This window comes from Ottowia thiooxydans DSM 14619 (genome assembly GCF_000422885.1).
Classification (GTDB): Bacteria; Pseudomonadota; Gammaproteobacteria; order Burkholderiales; family Burkholderiaceae_C; genus Ottowia; species Ottowia thiooxydans.
On the sequence record NZ_AUGX01000033.1, the window covers coordinates 24738 to 47704 of the forward strand.

The window sequence follows — 22967 nt, forward strand, 5'->3', positions numbered from 1 at the left end:
GCTTACAGAGCCTGTGCAAGCCTCCCAATCCCTTCACGGATTCTGTCTTCATCCGCGGTAGCGAACGAGAGGCGAAGCGTGCTGAGATCGGGATCAGCGCAAAAGAATGGCGCTCCTGGCACGAATGCCACGCCTTTTTCGATGGCTTGGCGGGCAAAGGCAGCACCATCCTTGGTCTTGCCGTTGGCTCCAGTCAGGCGCGCCCACACGAACAAGCCCCCTTGTGGCGCCACAAAATCGATGGCTTCACCTAGCTCGCTGCGTAGCGTATCGCACATGGTTTTGGAGCGCGCGCCATAAACCTTGCGCACGTGGGCCAGAGTGGCTGGCATACGCCCTGCAGCCAGATATTGCGCGGCTGTAGCCTGCGCGAAGGTGCTGGTGTGGGCATCGCTGAATTGCTTGCACATGACCGCCTTGGCGAGCAGCTCAGCTGGCGCCACCATCCAGCCCACCCTAAGACCAGGGCTTAGCACCTTGCTGAGTGAGCCGCAGTGGACCAGCCAATCTCGGCTACCGGGCACCTCGTGGCTAAGCGCCAGGAGGCTCGGCGGAGGCGCGGCATTGAAATAGAGATCGCCATAGGGATCATCTTCAACCACCAAGGTTTGATACTTCACCGCCAGCTCCAGCACCCGTTTGCGCCGCTCCAGGCTCATCATGGCGCCGCTGGGGTTACCGAAGGTGGGAATCAGATAGATGAACTTGGGCTTGTGGCGCTTGATGAGCTCTTCCAGCTCATCAACCTTTACGCCATCTGCATCAATGGGCGCGCTGACCAGATCAGCACCGTAGAGGCGAAAGCATTGAATGGTGGCCAGGAATGTAGGCCCCTCCACGATCACTTTGCTTCCTGGATCGATCAGCGTTTTACCAAGAAGATCAAGGCCTTGTTGGCTGCCGGTGGTCACAAGGAGCTGTTCGGGCGCCAAGCCCTGGACGCCCTTTTGCGCCATGAACGCCGCCAATTGCTTACGCAGGGGCTCGTACCCTTCCGTGGCACCATATTGGAGGGCGCCACCGGGTTCTTCGGTCAGCGCCTTGTTCGCGGCCTCGGCAATTCCTGAGACATCGAACATGGCGCTGTCTGGAAAGCCACCCGCAAAGCTGATGATGCCAGGCTTGCCCAGGAGCTTGAAGAGCTCGCGAATAGCTGATGTTTCCACGTTGTCTAGGCGCTGAGCGAAGGGCAAGGCTGTGTTCGGCATGACGGCAGTTCTCTGTTGGAAGCGCCTATTGTCGCTAATCACCAGAACACAAACTGGGGAGGCAGTGGAGCTTCGTGGCAATATCGTGCCCTTTGCATCTTCCAGCCACCCGCTCCGCGAGATTTGAGCGAGCGCCAAAGATCATGAATCCGCCACAGATTGACCGTTTCTTTGCCGCATTGAAAGCGGCCAATCCAGAGCCACAAAGCGAGCTGGAATTCTCCAGCGCGTTCGAATTGCTCGCCGCCGTGCTGCTTTCTGCGCAGGCCACAGATGTGAGCGTGAACAAAGCGACTCGGGTGCTTTTCCCCGTGGCGAACACCCCGAAGAAAATCCTGGCGCTAGGACAAGACGGGCTTGAGCACTACATCAAGACCATCGGCCTCTTTCGCAGCAAGGCCAAACACCTGCTGGAAACGTGCCGCATTCTGATCGAGCAGCACGCAGGCGAAGTGCCACGTACACGTGAGGAATTGGAAGCTTTGCCAGGTGTGGGCCGCAAGACGGCCAATGTGGTCCTGAATGTGGCGTTCGGCGAACCCACGATGGCCGTGGACACGCACATTTTTCGCATTGGTAATCGCACAGGCCTGGCACCAGGCAAGACACCGCTGGAAGTGGAATTGAAGCTTCTAAAGCGTGTTCCTGCCAAATACATGGACCACGCCCATCATTGGCTGATCTTGCTCGGCCGCTATGTTTGCGTGGCGCGCAAACCGCAGTGCTGGCGGTGTGTGGCCGCAGCTGATTGCGATTTTTCTCCCAAGACTCTGGCTCCCTGAGCGAGGCCACGCCAGCCAGTCACGCCCCGTCTGGATGGAGCGCGCACATGCTCAAGGTCTTTAAATAGATCTCCAAGGCTTCCGAACGGAGCTTGAGCGAAGGGCGGCCAGGTTGTCTCCTGGGTCCACCCGGCTCTGCTTTGCGTCCACATTTTTCGCCGTGGAGAAGAGAGCCGAACGGGAGCTCAGCGTTCCCAGGGCAGACATCCCCATTTCAATCGCGGCCCCCGCTGGGAACGCGGTATTCCCGCTCGGCATCAGCTCATCCCATCACCAGGTTGACGCCTGAGCTGAGGTTAGCCCGCAAGCAAACCGCCGTGCCGCCCCCGTAATTGGATCACCGCAACGGCCGATCTGCGCCTTGTAAAGCCCTCATAGGATATTTATCAATATAAATATTCAATTTCATTCTTAGAAAATAATTAAAGAATTATTTTCCAATAAATTATAAGCATCGATTAATAATTTGAAATCTTCAAGCTAAGCTGCAACACTCAATGCCATGAAGCCATTTGGCTGGAAAATAATTCTCATTGGAATCGAATTGAACAAGCAGACGCGGCAGTTGCACCTGGGTTTCACCATTTGGCCTTTTGGCTTCCATCCAGCCGGTTGGCGCTTACCTGGTGCGCGAACGGGTGCCGATATTGACAGCAATCTTTTCAAAAGATCCGCTCAAATTGCGGAATCCGGAAAGTTTGACTTTTTCTTCATCGGCGATCGTGTTTCATCTTCTACTGAATTACAAAATGAACGCCCCAACCAGGTACTCCGGCCCGAAGCGCTCTCACTCGCCGGATTCGTAGCCGGGGTAACTGAGAAAATCGGAATTGTGGTCACTGTCAATGTGACCTACTCTGAACCCTATAGCGTAGCGCGGGCCACTGCGACCTTGGACCATCTGAGCAATGGTCGGATCGGGCTCAATATTGTGACTGGTGAAGACAAATCAGCTGCACAAAACTATGGCCGAAAAGAACATTGGGACAATTCACTGCGATACGAATGGGCTTCTGAGTTTATTGAAGTGGTCAAATCCCTCTGGGACTCCTGGGAAGATGATGCCATTTTAGGAGACAAGAAGAAATCCTTCCTTAATACAACCAAAATCCATAAGATCTCCCACCGCGGAAAATTTTTCTCAGTAGAAGGCCCGCTGAATGTTGAACGCCCAATTCAAGGGCAATTACCCATCGTCAATGCTGGCCGTTCAGATAATTCGATTGAATTGGGGGCCAGATTTTCTGACATCAAATTCACGGATTCATCTTCTTTAGGATTTGAAGGTGCCAAGGAGTACTACGCCCGTCTAAAAAGCCGCGCCGCGGCGGCCGGCCGGAATCCAGACGCGCAGGTGGTGATTCCGGGCATTGCGGTGTACACCGCCAAGACTTCAAAAGAAGCTCATGCGCTGTACCGACAGGTACAAGAATCCTGGCCCATACCGATTGACCTCCAGGCGCTCTCGCAAGGCTTGGGCGTGGTCCTCGATGGGTTCGAGGCTTCCACGCGGATATCCCAGGTGCCCGCGTTTCTGGCAGCCACCGCAAACGCAGTGGAACATCTGCGCACAGCGCGTTGGCTTTACGGAGAGGAAGACATTTCGCTTGCAGATCTGTTCCGTTACTACCGGCGCCACGAGCTCTTCAAAGAGGTGGTGGGTAGCCCAACTGAAGTCGCTGACTTCATTCAGCACTGGTTCGAAGAAAGGGCCGCAGACGGCTTCATGATCTTTCCGCCCTATATGGACGGAGCTCTTGAGGATTTCGTGGAGCTTGTGATTCCTGAGTTGCAGGCTCGAGGCCTGTTCCGAACCGAATATGCCGGCTCCACGCTGCGGGAGCATTTCAACCTTGCCCGCCCTGCCAATGTGAACGCGGCAGCCCATGGCTGATACACCGGAAATCAGCTTCCGCCATGTAGGCCGAACCTACCAAGGCCGCACCGGCACGACGGAAGCTCTACAACGCATTGACCTTTCCATTGCACGTCACGAGTTCGTGGCCCTGGTAGGGCCCAGTGGCTGCGGCAAGAGTACGGCACTCATGCTGATGGCAGGCCTGGATCAGGCTGACGCCGGCATTGTGGAGATCGAAGGCCAGCCGGTCACAGAGCCCAGCGACCGGGTTGGCATTGTCTTTCAAGATGCCACGCTGCTTCCCTGGAAGAACGTCATGGAAAACGTGCTTTATCCGGCACGAATTCGCGGCATTCCTGTGCAGCAAGTGGAGCCACAAGCGATTGCACTGCTGGAACTGCTGGGCCTCGAAAGATTTCGCGATCGCCTTCCCCATGAACTCTCTGGAGGCATGCGGCAACGGGTGGGTATCTGCCGCGCACTGGCCTACTCTCCTCGAATCCTTTTGCTGGACGAGCCTTTCAGCGCCCTGGACGCATTGACCCGCGATGAAATGAACCTGCTGCTGCTCGAGCTGACTGAGAGCCTGAGCCAGACCGTGGTGCTCATCACGCACAGCATTCAGGAAGCACTGTTGCTCTCTGACCGGGTGCTCGTGATGTCAGCGCGGCCAGGGCGAATCGTCGCCGATATCGCTGTGCCATTCGAGCGTCCGCGCCGACCGCCAGAAGTCTTGCACTCCCAGGAGTTCAGGCAACTCGAAAGCCAGATCCGAGACCTGATCTCCGGACATGAACCCGGCAACGCCGTACGCACTCCCAACCCCTTGTTTCGCCAGCGACTGGAATCCTTCCGACAGCAGATCCAGAGAACCACGGCGTAGCTTGAACCTCCCCCACAAAAATCCATGAGCCAAGAATTGAATTCCGTTGCAGACCAGGTGTCCCCTCAGGAATGGGAAGCACGCGTGGCGCTCGCCGCGACCTACCGTCTGATGGCCTTGACCGGTATTTTTGATCTGACCTACAACCATCTTTCAGCTCGGGTACCCGGCCAGGAAGACGCCTACCTCATCAAGGGCGAGCAACAGTTGTTTCGCGAAGTCACTGCGTCTTCGCTGGTGAAGTACGACTTTGCAGGCAAGCGCCTGCTTGACAGCCCCTACTCCATCAGCGCGGGCGGGCAAGTCATCCACGGCGGGGTATTGCAAGGGCGGCCTGATCTGCAAGCCGTATTTCATACGCACACACCAGCCAACATGGCCTTGTCAGTGCTGAAAGTGGGGCTCCTGCCTATCACTCAACACGCGGTGCGCTTTTACGGGCACTTGGCGTATCACGATTTCGACGGCTTCGAATTCGATGTGGCGGGGCGTGACCGCATCCTGGCCAGCCTGAGCAACAAGCAGTTTCTCGTCATGCGCAACCATGGGGTGCTCATTGGCGGGCGGACCATTCCTGAGGCTTACGTCGAACACCACCACTTTGAGTATGCGGCACGTGCGCAGCTCAGCGCGCTTCAGGCCGCAGGCGGTGTGGAAGGAATCATCATTCCGCCCGAAGAGGTCTCCCTTCACGCTGCCAACCAAATAAGGGGGCGCGGCGTCATCACGGAAAAAAACCGGGATTGGCCCGCGCTCATTCGCTGGCTGGACGAAGTCAGTCCTGAGTACAAGACCTAGGCCACACCATGAGTATTGAAAAAGTGGCTGCCCTGCGCCAGAACCGCATCGTTCTGACAACGCCTGTCTTCGATGGCTGGGATCGACTGCGCCGAGTGGCTGCACCTGCTGCCACGGCCATATGCGCACTGCTGCTATGGGAGTTTGTTTGCCGGTTCTTTGAGGTCTCCAAGGCCACAGCCCCAGCGCCGAGCGACGTTGCGAGCGTGCTGTACCGCGGCTATGACGTGATCTTGCCGCACGCGGCAGCCACGTTGCGCGAAGTGGTCTTTGGCTTTTTCTGCGCCACCACACTCGGGCTGACCCTGGCCTTCCTCATCACCCTCTACAAGCCGATCAAGGAAGCGGTCTTCCCCAACCTGGTGTTGTTGCAGTTCACGCCCAAGATCGCGCTGGCGCCCTTGTTCATCGTGTGGTTTGGTATTGAAACGGAATCCCGAGTGGCGTTTGCTACGTTCATGGGCTTCTTCCCGGTCATGATTTCCACCATCACCGGACTCTCCACGGCGCCATCTCATCTGGTGCGGTTTGCACAGTCCTTGCGCGCCACCCCTTGGCAGATTTTCACGACGCTGCGCGTTCCCACCGCCCTGCCCTACATCTTCAGCAGCAGCAAGATCGCCGTGTCGTTGTCGCTCATAGGGATTGTGGTGGGAGAGTTCATCACCTCTCAGCGCGGCCTGGGCTACCTGATCCTCTTCGCTTCTTCCAAGGCCGACACCGCACTCATTTTTGCAGCCGTGGTCTGCCTTAGCACCGGAGGCATGTTGCTCTTTGGCGTAGTCACTGCCGTCGAAAAAATAGTGTTGCGCAAGTACCGCAGTTCCTGACCCGTCTCTCACTTCATTTCTCCTACCGGAGTTCAATTCCATGACCGACCCAAACGCTTTCTCCGCCCAAACCACGTCCAGTATCAGGCGCAATCTCGTCAAGATATTGGCCGTGACAGCGGCCAGCACGGCATTGCCGTCTTTTGCCCAGCCCCGCACCTTGCGCAAGGTGCGCATAGGCCTGCCTTACGTTCCCCAGGGGAGCACGCTCTATCCTCAAGTAGCGCAGCAAACTGACATCTGGCGAAAGCGGGGCCTGGATGTGGAGCTGTTCAGCCACAAGGGTTCATTCCCCGCGCTGCAGGGCGTAGCCTCGGATAAGTTGGACTTCGCAATCTCCCAGTTTCCCTCCCTTGTACTCAGCGTAGCCAAGGGCTTGCCGCTACGCGGCGTGGCCATCACCTCCTACACCAATGGCTGGGCAGTGGGTCTGCGCGACGACAGTCCGATTCGCAAGCCTTCAGACCTATCCGGGCGCACCGTGGGGCGCACCCTCACCACCAGCGACAGCATCTTCTTGCCGGAATACCTGCGGCGTTCTGGTGTGGACCCGGAGAGCATCAAATCCGTCAACTTCGACAACAGCACGCACGCCGTGATCAACAAGCTGGCAGAGGCCAACAGCACGGTAATCGGCAGCTCAGCGCCGGTGTATCTATCTCAAGGTATCAAGCCGCGCTATCTGCCCTACGGGGCCGTTGGCTTGGAAACCTACGGACATGTGCTGGTCACCAAGAACGCCATTCTTGAATCAGACCCAGAACTGGTCCGCAACATCACTGAAGGTTTGCTGGAGGCTATCAAGGTGGCGCTGACCGAACCAGATAAAGCACTTGATCTGTTTTTCAAAGCCGCGCCCGAAGTACGGCTTTCGTCCACCGGGCCAGAATTTGCCAAGATTGGCCTGGGCCTGTACCAACACATCGGCAATGCCGAGCCTGCGCGTCAAACCGGCCTGGGCACGGCAGAGCCGAATGCGCTGAAAGAGTACACAGAGTTGATCGTCAAGTTCCTGGGCGAGCCCAACACGGCAGCGCCCCCGATCAGCCAGGTATTCGATCTGCGCTACACCGGCAAGACCGCGCTGAACAGCCAGCAATGGGCGGCCGCTCGGGAGCGGGCGAAGCCCTACGCAGTGTTCTATTAACCCCCCCTGAGTCGCTTACGCGCCATCCCCCCGGGGGGACGCAGCCTGCGGCCTGGCAAAGCCAGCTCAGCGGCTACTCGCGTATGGCCTGCTCCGCGGCCCTTTGACCTTGAGCCATCGCTGGCGGCGATCCCCCAGGGGGACGCCACTCGCGGCCGGGGAGAACTCGCTCCTTCAGTAACTCATCCCGGTTGCTCCGGAACCGCTTATGTCACCTTCGTAAGAGTACGTTCCCACTCCGTTTATTCCGTATGACCAAATCCTCTTCTCCGATACGCCTGGGCTTATTTCTTTTGGCGGATGGGCATCATGTGGCGGCTTGGCGGCGGCCGGGGCGGCGGTCGAATCCGTCTACGGATTTCAGGCATTACCTGGAGATTGCTCGGCAGGCTGAGGCTGGTTGCCTCGACTTTCTGTTCGTGGCTGACTTCCTGGGGGTGCGGACAACTGATCCCGTTGCCATCAGCCGGACGGCGCGAACACTGGGGCTGGAGCCGCTCACTTTACTTTCGGCATTGGCGGCGGTCACTCAGCATATCGGGCTGATTGGCACGGCCTCCACCACCTACAACGAGCCGTTTCACGTCGCACGAAAATTCGCTTCGCTTGATCTGCTCAGCCAGGGCCGTGCGGGTTGGAATCTGGTGACTTCACAGAATGATCCAGAGGCTTGGAATTTTGGGCATGAACGCCATGCGGCCCATGCACCCCGCTATGAACGAGCTTCAGAGTTTGCAGATGTGGTGCTGGGCCTGTGGAACAGTTGGCAGTCTGAAGCCATTCACGACGACGCAGAGAGCGGCATTTTTCTGGACCCTGATGGCATGAGGGTACTTGAACACCAGGGGCCTCATTTCTCGGTTCGCGGCCCTTTGGATATTGCGCCCTCCCCTCAAGGCAGACCAATCGTAGTGCAAGCAGGGTCTTCAGACACCGGCGTAGCACTGGCCGTTCGAACGGCCGATATCGTGTTCACCGCACAGCCTTCGGCGGACAGCGCCAGGGCGTTTTATGCGAAGGTGAAATCACGCACCGCTGAGGCAGGCCGTAGTCCGGAAAGCCTTTTGATCATGCCTGGTGTGGCACCAGTGATCGGCCAATCCCGGGCGCACGCGCAAGAGCTGAAAGACGAGCTAGATTCGCGGGTGCACCCTTCGGTCGGACATCACCTGCTCTACAACGCCACAGGCGGTCTGGATCTCTCGTCCTACCCTCCGGATTCGCTGTTGCCCGATGTTCTGCCTGAGACCAATGGCAGCAAGAGTCGCCAGCAGGTGCTTCTGGAAGTGGCGCGTCGCGACAAGCTTACGATCCGGCAGCTCTACCTTATGTTGGCTGGCGCACGCGGCCATCGATATGTCATTGGTACGGCGCAAGATGTGGCAGACGAGTTGGAGCACATGCACAAGGACAAGCAGGCCGATGGCTTCAACATCATGCCGCTCACTCTTCCGGAAGGCCTGTGCGACTTTGTCAGTCAGGTGGTACCGGAACTGCAGCGCCGCAAATTGGTTCGAACCGCGTATGAAGGCCGGCACCTGCGCGAAAACCTGGGCTTGGGTGTACCGCATTCGCTAGCTGCTGCAGCCTGATCAGGATTGCCCTAAGGCGCCAACCAAACAAGGGGAGACACTCACTCTTGGGCATCAACCCACTCTTGTTCATGGGGAACCATTCCTCTCAAGGTTTTCCACCCACGCGGCCTCACGCTTGAGCATACGAACGATCTCAGGCACGCGCTCCATAGGCATGCGTGCACGAAAGGTCGAGATACTGAACGTGGCGACGCCGGTTCCCTGCACTCCGCGTACAGGTACAGCAATAGTGCGTACGTCTGTATCGTCGTGATCTCTCAGCACATAGCCTTCACGCGCATGCACAGGCATTAACGCTGAAATTTCCTTGAGAGTCAGCGATTCGAATTGAGCAATCGCGCCAGCATTCGCCTCCAGAACACGCGGAGCTTCCTGCGGATCCAAGGTAGAAAGAACGGCCATACCGCTGGCACCCACTCCAAGAGGCCGGCGTACCCCCACATCAAGCACGAACGCCTTGGCCGGGTGTGCACCCGCACGGCGCTCCACACAGATCATGTCCAGGCCGCTCCGCTTGGACATGAAGGCCGTGTCCTCACTATCGCTGGCCAATCGCGCGACGCACGCACGATAGAGATCAAGCGAGTCATAGCTCATGGCAGCTGTCAGCCCCAAATCAGCAACCATCTGCCCCAGGTGATAGCGCCGGGTCTGCGGATGCTGCGACACCAACCCTTCCGCTACAAGGCCCATGACGATGCGATGCACCGTGGGCTGTGTCAACCCGGCCGCGCGCGTCAACTCCGCCAGACGCGCGCCTTCCCGATGCTGATGAGCCACCAAGCGCAGCAACAGCACTGCTCGTTCAAAGCTTTGAGTTCCAGCCATATTTAGTCCATATTGTGAATTACAAATAGGGGTTTTCCTAAGTATTTTCCCCAGTAATTTAAGGAGATACTACCGCTCACTCGCCGACCAAAACGAGTATTTAAACAGTCCATATTATGGATATTTAGGAGTAGTTATGCAATCCCCTCAAAAATCTTCTTCAACGCTGTCCCCTGGTGCTCGCTTTCGTCAGGCCTTGACGGAAGAAAGGCCGCTGCAAATCGTAGGAACGCTCAATCCCTACACGGCCATGATGGCCAAGACGCTGGGGTTCAAGGCCTTGTACCTGGCAGGCGCAGGCGTGGCGAACTACTCGCACGGACTGCCTGACCTGGGAATCACCCACCTTGGCGATGTTCTGGAAGACTTGCGCCGCATCACTGACTCTGTGGATCTGCCTGTGCTGGTGGACGTAGACACCGGCTTCGGCGGCGCTTTCTCCATCGCACGCATGATGAAAGGCTTGATCCGCGATGGAGCCGCTGCACTTCACATGGAAGATCAGGTGCAACTCAAACGCTGCGGACACCGTCCGGGTAAAGATATAGTCAGTTGCGATGAGATGCTGGACCGCCTGAAGGCGGCAGTCGATGCACGCACCGACCCTGATTTCGTCATCGTGGCGCGCACAGACGCTCTAGCCATTGAAGGATTGAACAGCGCGCTGGATCGTGCCTCGGCCTACATGGAAGCTGGTGCTGACATGATCTTCGCTGAAGCCTGCACCACCCTCGACGAATACCGTGCTTTTGCCGATAGGCTGGGCCGCCCCGACGTGGTGCTTGCCAACGTCACCGAGTTTTCCAAGACGCCTAACTTCACGACCCAGGAACTGGCCGGTGCAGGCGTGGGCGCTGCGCTTTACCCCTTATCTGCAGCGCGCGCCATGAATGCCGCCGCCCTCAAGGTGTACAACGCCATCCGCCACGAAGGCACACAGAAAAACGTACTCGACATCATGCAAAAACGCGATGAGCTCTATGAATTCCTCGACTATCACGCCTACGAGCAAAAAATAGATCAGCTCTTCTCGCGCTCCGCTCGCCAGAGCTGATCCAGCCAAAACTGCTGAATAAAGGAGACAAGCTGTGACAAGCGACTACTCGCGGCTCACGCGCCGCCAAATGCTATCCATATCAGCAGGGCTCGGCGGGGCTCTACTGGCCAGTGCTGAACCCGCGCTGGCGCAGGACACTTATCCTAGCCGACCCATTCGCCTGATCGTGCCCTTCGCACCCGGCGGCGGCACGGATGTAGTTGCGCGAGTGGTGGCGCAGGAAATGGCTGCGGTACTAGGCACCAGCGTCATTGTTGACAATAAAGCGGGCGCCAACGGCATCGTGGGCACCCTGCAAGGCTTGCGCTCCGCGCCTGATGGTTACACGCTGATTTTCACCATCGAGGCCACGATGGCGATGAATCCTTCGCTCTACAAGGCCGCCACTTATAAGCCGGCCGATTTTGATGCGATCTCGCTCGTTTCACGGCAGCCTTATGTGCTGGTGGTACACCCCTCGATGGAGGCGCAAACGCTGAAGAGCTTTGTGGAGTACGCAAAGAAAAGCCCTGGCAAGCTCAACTACGCCAGTGGCGCGGCGGCAGCCTTTTTAGCGGGCGAGCTATTTAAAACGACGGTGGGCATAGATATTCCCAACATTCCCTACAAGGGATCGGGCGAGGCCATTACGGACGTGCTTTCCGGCAGAGTGCCCGTGATGGTGTCGAGCCCGGTAGCTGTGCTCCCCCACATCAGGGCCGGCAAACTGCGTCCGCTGGCAGTGACAAGCCCGGATCGCTATCCACTGCTGCCTCAAGTGCCGACTGTGGCCGAGCAAGGTTTCAACAATTTCGACGTGACCGGTTGGTATGGCATTGCGGCACCACGTGGCACCCCTCCCGACATAGTGAGCCGGCTGAACACTGCGATCAACAAGGGACTGCAATCCAAGAGCCTGCTTACTCGTTTTGAAGGCGTTGGGGTTGAGCCTGCGGGCAGCCGAAGCTCGAACGAATTTGCTGAACTCATGCGCAGCGAAACAGATCGTTGGTCGGGTGTGATCCGGCAAACCAATCTACAGAAAGAGTAGGTCCGGTTCGCTCGACCGCAAACCAGCTCTTGTATCCATTGACCGAGAATTTTTTGATGAACCCACAACTTGACGAAGTCCGGTGGCAACCTGCCGGGCGCCCCTTGGCCGCTGATATCTCTCTCGCGCGCGCTCTGGCTTTTCTAGCGGCTGGCGAACATGCTGGCGTACCCATTGGCGGCACGATTTACGGTGTACTGCACAACGACCCCAAGGCGATGGCCGCGCTGGGCGAACGCATCGATCAACCACCCTACAAAGCGCCGCCAAAAGCTCCCGTGCTTTATGTGAAGCCGCGCAATACTCAGATGGGCCACGGCGCGCCCATCCAAGTGCCCACCGATGCGCCCGCCCTGCTCATGGGCGGCGCACTGGGCGCTGTGATTGGCCGTACAACTTGCCGTATTCGTGAAGAAGACGCTCTAGCCATGGTAGCCGGCTACACCGTGGTCAACGATGTGACCGTGCCGCATAACAGCTTCTACCGTCCGTCGATCCGCCATCGTGTCCGAGACAGTTTTTGCCCTGTAGGCCCATGGGTCTGTCCCGCTGCGCGAGTACCAGATCCCGACGCGCTGAGTGTACGTACCTGGATCGATGGAGTCCTGGTGCTTGATGGCTCCACGAATGGCTTCGTGCGTCCCCTCGCCCGCTTGATCGCCGAGATAAGCGATTTCATGACACTCCAACCGGGCGACCTGCTGATCACCGGCGTGCCTTTCGGCGCATTTGGCGCCCCCCTGGCGCGTGCTGGCCAGCGTGTAGCCATAGACATAGAAGGCGTCGGCCGACTGGAGAACCCACTGATAACTGAAGAGACACTGAAAGGAGTGTCAGCATGAAAACCGCACGCGTTGCCTACGCTGGCGCCATTCACACGGCTACGCCCGCCGGGGATCATGAGGTACGACTGACCGATGGCCGCGTGGTTTCCCACCACCAGGTCGTCTGGCTGCCACCAGTGGAGCCTGGCACGATCATCGCGCTTGGGCTCAACTACGCCGAGCACGCCAAGGAACTGGCCTTCAATGCACGCCAAGACGAGCCACTGGCCTTCCTGAAAGGGCCGGGCACACTGGTGGGCCACCTTGGCTTTGCACGCCGCCCGGCTGACGCGACCTTCATGCACTATGAGTGCGAACTCGCGGTAGTGATAGGGCGTAGCGCACGTGGCGTTTCGCGTGCGCAGGCGCTTGAGTATGTGGCAGGCTACTCCGTCGCCAACGACTACGTCATCCGCGACTACATCGAAAACTGGTACCGCCCCAACCTGCGCGCCAAGAATCGCGATGGTTGTACTGCGCTGGGCCCCTGGTTCGTAGACGCCGCTGATGTGCCAGATCCGCAGGCGCTCGCTCTTTCCACCCGAGTCAATGGCGTGGTCACGCAGCAAGGCCACACGGGCGACATGATCCTGGACGTCGCCGGCCTTATCGAATATCTCAGCAGCTTCATGACCCTTTCGCCAGGAGACATCATCCTGACGGGTACGCCCGACGGCATTGTGGATGTGAAAGCGGGCGATGAGGTCGTGACCGAAATTGAAGGCATTGGCACGCTCATCAACACCATTGCAGACGACTCCGACTTCGGACGCTAAAGACCTTTACAAACTCTACCCATGCCTCACCTCGTCATTCTCTACACGCCCGACATCGAAAAAGACGCAGATATCCCTGCGCTATGCCGAGAACTAGCCAACACCATGCTCACTCAACGGGATGAAGCAGACCGACAGGTTTTCCCCACGGGTGGCACACGCGTACTGGCCTACCCTGCGGCACATGCGGCCGTTGCCGATGGCAGCGGAGAATATGGTTTTGTATATGCGAACCTGCGCATGGGGACAGGTCGAAGCAGCGCTGTGCACAAAAGCGTTGGCGACGCCTTGCTAGCGACCCTTCGTCAGCGACTAGAACCGCTCTTGGCTCAACGCCCGGTAGGGATCACGCTACAGATAGACGAAAGCCCCGGACAGGTGTTTGATGCCAAACACAGCAGCCTGCATCCCTTGTTTACGCGAGCTTGATCTGGCCCCTCGCGCGTTATGAGCGCGTGCGCAGAGCGTGTTCAACAGGCTCTGCGCGATAGCCGGCAATAAGTGCCCGCCGCGCTTCAGGACAGCTGCTGTTCAGGCGTGGCGAGTTCAAACACCGCCATGCTCTCCACATGCGCTGTATGGGGAAACATATTGACCGCTCCAGCCGCGACGCAGCGGTAACCGGCCTGATGCACGAGTACATCGGCATCGCGTGCCAAAGTAGCCGGATTGCAACTCACATACACGATGCGGTGCGGTGGCTTCCAATCCTGGGCGTTCGCTGGTAGGGGTTCTGCATCTTCCGCACCTATACGGGCTTGATGAATGGCGCCCAGCGCCTTCACAAGAGCAAACGCACCTTCACGAGGAGGATCGATCAACCAGCGGTCGGCATAGCCGTCGGCGGCCAGCAGTTCGGCCGTCATTTCGAAAAGATTGCGCGCGACGAATTCGGCGTTAAGTGCCGCTGGAGGATTTGACGCGGCCCGGTTTCTCTCCAGGTTCTGATTTGCACGAGCAACCAGTGCATCGCTCCCCTCAATTCCCAGGACGCTGCCAGCTTGTGTGGCGATGGGCAGTGTGAAATTCCCAAGGCCACAGAACCAGTCAATCACCCGCTCATGGCGCTGCGCTTTGAGCAGACCTAGTGCGCGGGTAACCAGCACGCGATTGATGTGAGGATTGACCTGGGTGAAGTCAGTCGGTTTGAAGGGCATGGTGATGCCGAAATCCGGCAACTCATAAGACAGCTCAGGGCCGCCCTCCTCCAACAAATGAACTGTAGTCGGCCCTTTTGGCTGCAGCCACCACTGCACTGCGTGCTCTTTTCCGAATTCGCGCAGCTTTTGAAGGTCACCGGCGGACAGTGGCTCCAGGTGGCGCAACACCAGCGCAGTGACGCCATCGCCGGCAGCGAGTTCAATCTGCGCGCAGGTCTGCCGCGCTTGCATACCGTAGATGAGCGCGCGGAGCGGCAACAGCAGCGCGCTCACATGGGGTGGCAGCACTGGGCATTCACGCATATCCGCCACATACCGGCTCTTGCGCTCGTGAAAGCCGATCAGCACCTGGCCTTTCTTTTCCACATAGCGCACAGAAAACCGTGCGCGGTAGCGGTAACCCCAGGCCGGCCCCTCAATGGGCCGCAAAATCAGTTCAGGTTTGACCTTGCCCAGATGCCAGAAGTTATCTTCCAGCACGCGTTGCTTGACCGCCACCTGGGCGCTTGCGTCAAGGTGCTGCATCTTGCAGCCACCACAAGCGCCTGCATGCAGGCCAAAGTGCGGGCACCCTGGGCGCACGCGTTGACTGGATTCACGGTGAATTTGGGTGAGTGAGGCGGCTTCCCAATTGTTCTTCTTGCGATGCACATTAGCCGACACCAGCTCCCCCGGCAGCGCGCCATCAATGAACACGACTTTGCCATCGGGACGGCGGGCAATGCCCTGGGCGTCAATATCTAGTGAATCGACATGCAACCAGCCCGCCGGCAAGCTCTCTTCAGGGGCTGAAAAGCTTACTTCGTTTTCAATGACTGAAGTCACAAGCAATGACCTCGCGGTGCTTTCAATGGGAACGGGGCTCGCCTTGACAAAGAGTAATCATCCGACGTTGATGCCGCGCCTGCGGCGAATTCGTTTGTCATGCCAATTCAAAAAAACGCGCTGAAACTCCGCACCGTATTACCGGCGCCCAAAAAACCGCACGACACCACCCGGCCATCGCCGAGGTGTGTCGTTGATCGGCAACGATTCGACCGACCTAAATTCTCAGCGCGCGTGCTAGCTCAAGCCAGTACCCCGCCAAATGGCTGCTCACCGAGCTGGCAGGTAGCGCGTGGGATCGACGGGTTTGCCCGAACGACGGATCTCAAAGTGCAGTTTGACACGATCCGCGTCACTAGAACCCATTTCAGCGATCTTTTGGCCTTTTTTGACACTCTGGTCTTCCTTGACCAACAGCGCCTGATTGTGCGCATACGCCGTCAGGAAGGTGTTGTTGTGCTTGAGGATGATCAGGTTTCCGTATCCACGCAGGCCAGAACCCGCGTAAACGACCCTGCCGTCTGCCGCAGCCATGACTGCATCACCGGCTTTACCGCTGATGGCCACGCCTTTATTTTTGGCCTCATCGAATCCCGCAACGACCGAGCCGCTGGCAGGCCAGATGAATGCGACATCATCAGCGCCTGCTGAGGGCGCCGGAGCTGGCGCGGCCGCAGGTGCCGCTGCGGAAGGCTGGGCAGCCGGCGCAGGGGTAACACCCGGCGTGGTCTGTGTAGCCACCGGCACGGCAGGCTTGGAGGCTGGGCCACTGGCAGGCGCTGAGGCCACGGCCCCCCCTGTAGGTGGCACCACGCGCAGAACCTGGCCAACCTCGATAAGGTTCGGATTATCGAGATTATTCCAACGAACGATGTCACGCCAAGGCTGATTGACCTCCGTGGCGATCTTCATGATGGTGTCGCCGGGTCGTACGGCGTAGAAACCAGGCTTACCGGCGTTCTCAGCACCGGGGAGAGTCACTGGATCAACCGCAGCCGCCCGTGGCGGACTACTTACCCCACGATCTTCAACCGGAGCTGGTGTGGTTGAAGTAGTGCTGCAGCCAGACAACACGGCAGCCGCTATCAATAGCGCTACCGTATTGCGATTAAGCGCACTCAGAGCCGGACGGCACCCAGGCCGCTCCCCTTGGGAAGCAAGAAAACCTGGCAGAGCCCGCCGTTTTCCTGAAAGAAAAAGCATAGACAAAAAGAATCCTTAGCGCGTTACGCGACACCCGATTTTAGAGGCACGAAGTTGACTGCTTCCAAAATAGTCTGCTGGACCCCCTGCCGAGACCGGTCTACGACCATCAGAGCCTGCTGGCCCGGCGCTGTGGCAATGGGAGCCACCAAGCGTCCCCCATAGGCCAGCTGCTCGATCCAGGCATCAGGGATAGCTTCCCCACCCGCCGCTGCAATGATGCCAGCGTAAGGGGCTCCCTTGGCGAACCCAGCCATTCCGTCGCCCAAAATCAAGTGTACGTTGGCAATGCGCATAGGGCGCAGGTTAGCGCGTGCTTTTTCGTGCAAATCTCGCAATCTTTCGATGCTGTAGACCTCGGTGGCCACCTGGGCCAGCACCACGGCCTGATAACCACACCCCGTTCCGATGTCGAGCACGCGACCCAGCCGGCCATCGGGCCCGCGCAGACCGCCTTGCATAAGCAACTCGATCATGCGTGCCACCACGCTAGGTTTGGAGATGGTCTGCCCCAGGCCTATGGGCAGTGCGGTGTCTTCATAAGCCTGCGGCACCAGGGCGCCATCGACAAAGCGATGCCGATCCACCGCCCCCATGGCGCGCAAGACCTGAGCATCTCTTACGCCGGAGTCGGCCAATTGCTGGACCATGCGCGCGCGCGCCGGAATGGTGTCGCGCCCTGGCATCATGACGCCACTGCTTTCCGGCATGGATGCCGGCGCGGAAGAAGCCGGGCCGCTCGCTACCGGCCTGCGTGGAGCTGGGCGGGCTGCGGGCGCATTGGATGTCTTGCCCAGGGTATTGATGCGGGCAGGAAAGCCCGGGCGTGGCGGTGCAGCCATCAGTTTTCCACCCCAGTGGAGGCACTGGCCAACATATGGCCCAGGCCTTGCGTCCAATATCCGAGTGCGTCGTGGTCGGTCAGATCGACTTTCAGGGGCGTGATGGCCACATGGCCTTGTTCAGTCGCATGGAAATCAGTGCCATCAGCCGCATCTGAGGCTGCTCCGGCGCCACCGATCCAGTACATGGTGTCACCGCGCGGGCTGGTCTGGGTAATGACTTTTTCAGCGGCGTGCCGCCTACCCAGACGGCAGATCTTCGGGGATTTGATCTGCTCGTAAGGCAGATTGGGAATATTGACGTTCAGCAGCCATGGTTTACCGCCATCCTGCCGATGCTGACCAATTTTTGAGACCATGTCGCGCGCGGTGGCGGCAGCGGCATCTATGTGGCCCCAGCCTTTTTCTACCTGGGAGAACGCAATGGCGGGAATGCCGAATAGATAGCCCTCCATAGCCGCCCCCACCGTACCTGAGTAGATGGTGTCATCACCCATATTGGCACCATTATTGATTCCAGACACGACGAGATCGGGCTTATAGCCCAGCAAACCGGTCAGCGCGATGTGCACGCAGTCTGCCGGCGTTCCATTGACATAACGGAAGCCGTTGGCAGCCTGATGCACATAGAGCGGCGAATACAGCGTGAGCGAATTCGACTTGGCGCTGTTGTTGTGCTCAGGCGCGATGACCTCCACCTCGGCGAGGTCTTTCAGCGCTTCATACAGCGCCACTATGCCGGGAGCCTGGAAACCGTCGTCGTTGCAAAGCAGAATTTTCATGGGATAAGAATCAGATGCAACCGATTGTAGGGGCCACGGGCGCCTCCGCCTGCCGAAAGGCCCGTCGCTGTAGAGACATCGTGGCGAACATGCAGCCTTATATCCTTTTATGATCGTCCGCATTCAACGAAACAAGGAGACTTCATGCACGCTTGGCTTTGCGAGAACCCTACCGGAGTCGAGGCTCTCACCTGGAAGGAGCTGCCTACCCCTCAGCCGGGCAAGGGCGAAGTGCTCATTCGCATTCAGGCGGCAAGCTTGAATTTCCCTGATCTCTTGATCGTTCAGAACAAATATCAATTCAAACCTGAACTGCCTTTCGTTCCCGGCTCCGAGTATGCCGGCATCATCGAGGCAGTGGGCGAAGGGGTGAGCGATCTGAAGGTGGGCCAGGCCGTTGCCTGTCTGCCAGGCACGGGCGGGTTTGGCACCCATGCGTTGGCCCCCGCCAAGCTCTGTATGCCTCTCCCGGCCGGATTTCCGCCGGCGGACGCAGCGGCTTTCATCATGATCTACGCCACCAGCCACCATGCCCTGCTCGATCGCGGGCAACTGAAAGCGGGTGAAACCGTATTGGTGCTGGGTGCAGCCGGTGGTGTTGGCATGTCCGCCATCCAGATCGCCAAATTGTCTGGCGCTCGCGTGATCGCTGCCGCATCCACCGACGAGAAATGCGCGTTCTGCAAGGAACTTGGCGCCGACGAAACCATCAACTACAGCACCCAGGATTTGCGCGAACGCCTGAAGGAGCTGACCGCCGGCAAAGGCCCGGACATCATTTATGACCCAGTGGGCGGCGATTTCACTGAAAAAGCCTTCCGCTCGATCGCCTGGCGCGGCCGCCATCTGGTGATCGGTTTTGCCGCAGGCGACATCCCCGCGATCAAGATCAATCTTGCGCTGGTGAAAGGCGCCAGCATTGTGGGTGTGTTCTGGGGTGATTTCGCTCGGCGAGAGCCCAAAGCCAACGCCGAGGCGATGCAAGAGCTTGCGGGGTGGTATGCCCAAGGGAAGATCAAACCTCTGATTGATCGCCAGATGCCTATGAGCGATTTGAAGGCGGCTTATGAGCGTATGAATAGCCGGGAAGTTAAGGGCAAGTTGGTGATGGTGAACGAAGGCTAGTGAGGGGAAAGGGTTGGTTGTTTTGAGATTCAGCGACAGGTCACTAAGAAACGCAACGGATCTCAAAAAAGTAGCGAATCTTGCGTACGCCCCTGCCCCTCACCGGTTGGCCGGCCCGCCCTGCCCAAGAACCCTGATAACGCGCTGATTCTTCACGCTGATATGAATATATGAACCTGCGCGTTTCGAGTTGGGGCCTCTGATCTCGCGGACGGGCACACACCATGGACACGCTGCTAGCCCTCACCCCCACCCTCTCCCGCCTGCGGGAGAGGGAGTAAAACCAATCGCTTGCGACTGACAGTGCAGGGCCGAGCGTAGCAATGGTCCGAATCAGGCTCCCCACCCCTCTGGCCGCGCTGAGAAGCGCAGGGGGAGGGGCGGGCAAGAGCACTGAAAGATGCTCTTGCTTCGTGATCTAGCTTGCAGCCGCTGCTTGAACGTAGAGAACGAAGTGAACGCAGTGAGTTCGGCTGCACCGCCCCTCGACTGAGCATCGCAAGTTGCCCGGAGCGCAGCGCAGGGACGCGTCCAGCGGGGCCGCCTTTTCTTGGGTTACGTTCTTTTGGCGGAGCAAAAGAAGGTGACTGCGCAGTCGGGCGCAATCCCGACCTCCGACCTAAATACAAGAACAGAAGCTGATAAAAACCCGAAAGAAGGCACAACAAACCAATCAAAAACAGCCCTCTCACCCCTTATCGCCCCCCCGCCCCTCCATAGTATCCCTCCGAGCCAACACCGGAAACAACCTCAACCAAGCCATCGCCACCAACACCGTCCCAATCCCCCCAGCCACCACCGACCCCACCGGCCCCATCAGCGCCGCCGTAGCACCAGACTCAAACTCCCCCAACTGATTACTGGCGCCAATAAAAATCGAATTCACCGCACTGACACGCCCGCGCATGGCATCAGGCGTCTCCAACTGCACAAGCGTTTGCCGGATCACAACGTTCACCATATCCGCCGCACCAGAAATCGCCAAAACCAACAAGGAAAGCGCGAAGCTCTCGGATAGCCCGAATACCACCATGCAGACACCGAACGCGCCCACAGAAACCAAAAGCGCCCTCCCCACCCGCCTCTCGATAGGCCGATGCGTGAGCCAGATCGACATGACCAACGCGCCCACCGCAGGCGCACCGCGCAACAAGCCCAGGCCCCATGGCCCCACGTGAAGAATATCCTTGGCGAAGATAGGTAGCAGCGCCACGGCCCCGCCCAGCAAGACGGCAAACAGATCGAGGGACACCGCACCCAGCACAGGCTTGCGCTGCCAGATGAAACGCACGCCAGCCAGCAATGTGGCCACCGTCACCGGCTCTTTGGTTCGCGGCTGGTGCGCATAGCGCATCCGCGCCACAAGAACGCAAGCTCCGCCAAACAGCAAAACGCAAGCGCTGTACACCACGGCCATCCCCGCCACGAACAGCAATCCCCCTAATGCGGGGCCCCCAATGACCGCCGCTTGCATGCCGGAAGATGCGAAAGCCATGGCACGAGACAGCAACGCAGGGGGTACGAGAAGTGGTATGAGTGCCTGCTGAGCAGGCATTTGGAAAGCACGCACTGCCCCGAGCAGCAGCGAAATCCCCAAGAGGAGCGCGCGCGAATCATGTCCCGCCAGGTGAGCCGCCAACAAAATGAGCGCCACCACCCCCTGCATGCCAAGGCAAAGCGCCAGGATCAGCCCGCGATGGTGCTGATCGACGACGTGGCCCGCCACCAAGGCCAATAACAAGGCAGGTGCGAACTGGTACAGACCGACCAGCCCAAGATCCCAGGCGCTCCCCGTGAGTTCATACATGTGCCAACCAATGGCCACCATGAGCATCTGCGCTGCAGCCGTCCCCAGAAGACGGGCAAACCAGAGACGCATGAACGGGCGCTCACGCCGCAACTCAGCAAAAGCCGATTCACGCACACCGGGGTTCTCAATGGGAGATGGACTTGTCATTGAGCGACGACGCCTGTCGTCCAAGGCGCCTGCCACCCTCCGCCAAGCGCCTGAATCAGGCCCACCGCGGCCTGCTGGCGTTGCAATTCCAATTGCAGCAGCCCACGCCGCTGGGAAAGCGAAGTCGCCTGCGCGGTCACCACTGCGGTGTAGGCCGTGAGCCCGGCCTGGTAACTATTCAAAACCTGTTGCTCCACGCGGGCTGCGGCATCGGCAGCCTGGCGCGTCTGTTCGGCCTGGACCGCGAGCGTTTGCAGCGTGGTCAATTGATCTTCAACTTGTCCCATGGCGGTCAGCGCCGTTTGCCGGTAGGTGGCAATAGCGCCGTCGCGCGCGGCCAGGGTCTGGTCTACGCGAGCTTGCCGTGCACCTGCATCGAAAATGGTCTCTGCCACGGAAAGCCCCAGTGACCAGAGCATGTTGGAGGCCGAGAACAGGTTACTGACCGGGAACCCGGTGCTTTGCCCACCGGATGCGCTGAGCGTGAGGCTGGGAAAATAGGCCGAGCGGGCGACGCCAATCTGCAGGTTGGCCGCAGCGACTGAGCGCTCCGCGCGGGCAATATCAGGCCGGCGCAGGAGCAAGGCAGACGGCAAACCAGCGGGCACTTCTGGCACGAGCCCCACCCACTGCGTGGCGGCCAGTGAAAAATCAGCTGGCGCCTGCCCCAAAAGCAAGGCAATGGCGTTTTCGTAGATGGCCCTGCTGCGCCTCAATGCGGTGCGGCTGGCCTGCGCGCTGACAAGCGTACCTTGCGCTTGCAATAGATCCGTACGCGCCGCCACGCCGGCGTCATAGCGGTTCTGCGTGATCTGGGTGCTTCGTTCATATGCTTTTACCGTCTCATCCAGCAAGGCGATCTCGGCATCGGCCTCACGCAAGGCGAAGTAGGCACTGGCGAGATTGCCTTGGGCTGAAAGCCGGGCATTGGCCAGATCGGCCTGGCTAGCCTGCACACTGGCGGCTTGAGCTCTCGCCGCATCACCCAGCCTCCCCCAGAGATCTGGAGCCCAACTGGCAGACAAGTTAGCCGTGATCGAGCTGCCGGCCCCCGTGGAACCGCTGCCTCCCGACCGCTGTACGCCCCCCTGCACGCCTAACGTGGGCCACAGTGCAGCCTGTTGTTGCGCCAACAAGGCCTGCGCCTGCGCCACATTGGCAACTGCCAGTGCGAGGTTCTGATTGGAAATTTCCACCCGGGCCATGAGGCCGGCCAGTACCGGGTCTTTGAACAGAGTCCACCATTCGCCCGCCTCCCAAGCACGAGCGGCATCTGCGCTGATCCAGCCTTCGGCCACTTGTGCGCTCTTCCACGTAGTGGAGACATCCAAGGACGGTGCGTTGTCGTGCGGGGCCATGCTGCAAGCCCCCAGCAACGCGAGCAGCGTCAAGGAAATACCTTGACTGATGATTCGATAGGTCTTGACTGCCATTTGTGGGGTCTCTTGGAATCTGCA

General features: G+C 58.9%; 21 protein-coding genes. 13 read left to right on the forward strand and 8 right to left on the reverse strand.

Translation table 11 applies throughout. The features are described 5' to 3' along the window. Positions 1-2: 2 nt before the first annotated feature. Positions 3-1193 carry an aminotransferase-like domain-containing protein gene (locus G518_RS0120720; RefSeq protein WP_028604177.1) on the reverse strand — a complete coding sequence of 397 codons (1191 nt, stop codon included), beginning with the start codon at positions 1191-1193 and terminating at the stop codon, positions 3-5. Positions 1194-1351: 158 nt separating this feature from the next. Here G518_RS0120720 and nth point away from each other — a divergent pair, with 158 nt between their 5' ends. The 7 genes from nth to G518_RS0120755 all read left to right on the forward strand — a co-directional run bounded on the left by nth (position 1352) and on the right by G518_RS0120755 (position 9098). Further along, on the forward strand, positions 1352-1990 hold the full coding sequence (gene nth / locus G518_RS0120725) for an endonuclease III (protein WP_028604178.1): 639 nt from the start codon (positions 1352-1354) through the stop codon (positions 1988-1990). A 502-nt stretch (positions 1991-2492) separates the two neighbouring features. Continuing rightward, complete coding sequence (locus G518_RS0120730) at positions 2493-3884, forward strand: NtaA/DmoA family FMN-dependent monooxygenase (protein ID WP_051237155.1); 1392 nt, start codon at positions 2493-2495, stop codon at positions 3882-3884. After that, complete coding sequence (locus G518_RS36125) at positions 3877-4731, forward strand: ABC transporter ATP-binding protein (RefSeq protein ID WP_084652055.1); 855 nt, start codon at positions 3877-3879, stop codon at positions 4729-4731. The genes G518_RS0120730 and G518_RS36125 overlap by 8 nt, the downstream gene beginning before the upstream one ends. 24 nt (positions 4732-4755) lie before the next feature. Then, complete coding sequence (locus G518_RS36130) at positions 4756-5529, forward strand: class II aldolase/adducin family protein (RefSeq protein WP_036595467.1); 774 nt, start codon at positions 4756-4758, stop codon at positions 5527-5529. A gap of 8 nt (positions 5530-5537) precedes the next feature. Beyond that, on the forward strand, positions 5538-6359 hold the full coding sequence (locus G518_RS36135) for an ABC transporter permease (RefSeq protein WP_051237156.1): 822 nt from the start codon (positions 5538-5540) through the stop codon (positions 6357-6359). A 40-nt stretch (positions 6360-6399) separates the two neighbouring features. Beyond that, positions 6400-7506: an ABC transporter substrate-binding protein gene (locus G518_RS0120750; RefSeq protein WP_028604180.1), complete on the forward strand. Its 1107-nt coding sequence runs from the start codon at positions 6400-6402 to the stop codon at positions 7504-7506. Between the two features lie 251 nt (positions 7507-7757). Further along, positions 7758-9098, forward strand: a complete 1341-nt coding sequence (locus G518_RS0120755) for an LLM class flavin-dependent oxidoreductase (RefSeq protein WP_028604181.1) — start codon at positions 7758-7760, stop codon at positions 9096-9098. Between the two features lie 69 nt (positions 9099-9167). Here G518_RS0120755 and G518_RS0120760 read toward each other — a convergent pair whose 3' ends face one another. Next, positions 9168-9929: an IclR family transcriptional regulator gene (locus G518_RS0120760; RefSeq protein ID WP_036595470.1), complete on the reverse strand. Its 762-nt coding sequence runs from the start codon at positions 9927-9929 to the stop codon at positions 9168-9170. Between the two features lie 136 nt (positions 9930-10065). Here G518_RS0120760 and prpB point away from each other — a divergent pair, with 136 nt between their 5' ends. Genes prpB through G518_RS0120785 form a run of 5 tightly spaced genes read left to right on the forward strand, consistent with a single transcriptional unit; the run spans position 10066 to position 14045 of the window. Next, on the forward strand, positions 10066-10983 hold the full coding sequence (gene prpB / locus G518_RS0120765) for a methylisocitrate lyase (protein ID WP_028604183.1): 918 nt from the start codon (positions 10066-10068) through the stop codon (positions 10981-10983). Between the two features lie 34 nt (positions 10984-11017). Next, positions 11018-12016: a Bug family tripartite tricarboxylate transporter substrate binding protein gene (locus tag G518_RS0120770; protein ID WP_051237158.1), complete on the forward strand. Its 999-nt coding sequence runs from the start codon at positions 11018-11020 to the stop codon at positions 12014-12016. Between the two features lie 56 nt (positions 12017-12072). After that, on the forward strand, positions 12073-12858 hold the full coding sequence (locus G518_RS0120775) for a fumarylacetoacetate hydrolase family protein (RefSeq protein WP_084652066.1): 786 nt from the start codon (positions 12073-12075) through the stop codon (positions 12856-12858). Continuing rightward, positions 12855-13616, forward strand: a complete 762-nt coding sequence (locus G518_RS0120780) for a fumarylacetoacetate hydrolase family protein (RefSeq protein WP_028604186.1) — start codon at positions 12855-12857, stop codon at positions 13614-13616. The genes G518_RS0120775 and G518_RS0120780 overlap by 4 nt, the downstream gene beginning before the upstream one ends. A gap of 21 nt (positions 13617-13637) precedes the next feature. Then, positions 13638-14045, forward strand: coding sequence for a 5-carboxymethyl-2-hydroxymuconate Delta-isomerase (locus G518_RS0120785; RefSeq protein WP_028604187.1), 408 nt, complete (start codon positions 13638-13640; stop codon positions 14043-14045). Positions 14046-14131: 86 nt separating this feature from the next. Here G518_RS0120785 and rlmD read toward each other — a convergent pair whose 3' ends face one another. The 4 genes from rlmD to surE all read right to left on the reverse strand — a co-directional run bounded on the left by rlmD (position 14132) and on the right by surE (position 18428). Then, positions 14132-15601 (reverse strand): 23S rRNA (uracil(1939)-C(5))-methyltransferase RlmD, encoded by a 1470-nt coding sequence (rlmD, locus tag G518_RS0120790; RefSeq protein WP_084652068.1) that lies wholly within the window; start codon positions 15599-15601, stop codon positions 14132-14134. A gap of 270 nt (positions 15602-15871) precedes the next feature. Beyond that, the gene (locus G518_RS0120795; RefSeq protein WP_084652057.1) at positions 15872-16804 is read right to left on the reverse strand and encodes a peptidoglycan DD-metalloendopeptidase family protein; all 933 of its coding nucleotides are present in this window, start codon (positions 16802-16804) and stop codon (positions 15872-15874) included. Between the two features lie 23 nt (positions 16805-16827). Continuing rightward, complete coding sequence (locus G518_RS0120800; protein WP_036595472.1) at positions 16828-17646, reverse strand: protein-L-isoaspartate(D-aspartate) O-methyltransferase; 819 nt, start codon at positions 17644-17646, stop codon at positions 16828-16830. After that, positions 17646-18428: a 5'/3'-nucleotidase SurE gene (gene surE, locus G518_RS0120805; protein ID WP_028604191.1), complete on the reverse strand. Its 783-nt coding sequence runs from the start codon at positions 18426-18428 to the stop codon at positions 17646-17648. Before surE ends, G518_RS0120800 begins: the two co-directional genes overlap by 1 nt. Positions 18429-18572: 144 nt before the next feature. Here surE and G518_RS0120810 point away from each other — a divergent pair, with 144 nt between their 5' ends. Beyond that, positions 18573-19553, forward strand: a complete 981-nt coding sequence (locus G518_RS0120810; RefSeq protein WP_028604192.1) for an NADPH:quinone oxidoreductase family protein — start codon at positions 18573-18575, stop codon at positions 19551-19553. A 688-nt stretch (positions 19554-20241) separates the two neighbouring features. Here the strand turns inward: G518_RS0120810 and G518_RS0120815 are convergent. Next, positions 20242-21510, reverse strand: coding sequence for an MFS transporter (locus tag G518_RS0120815; RefSeq protein WP_084652058.1), 1269 nt, complete (start codon positions 21508-21510; stop codon positions 20242-20244). After that, positions 21507-22943, reverse strand: a complete 1437-nt coding sequence (locus G518_RS0120820; protein ID WP_028604194.1) for an efflux transporter outer membrane subunit — start codon at positions 22941-22943, stop codon at positions 21507-21509. Before G518_RS0120820 ends, G518_RS0120815 begins: the two co-directional genes overlap by 4 nt. Between the last annotated feature and the right edge of the window lie 24 nt (positions 22944-22967).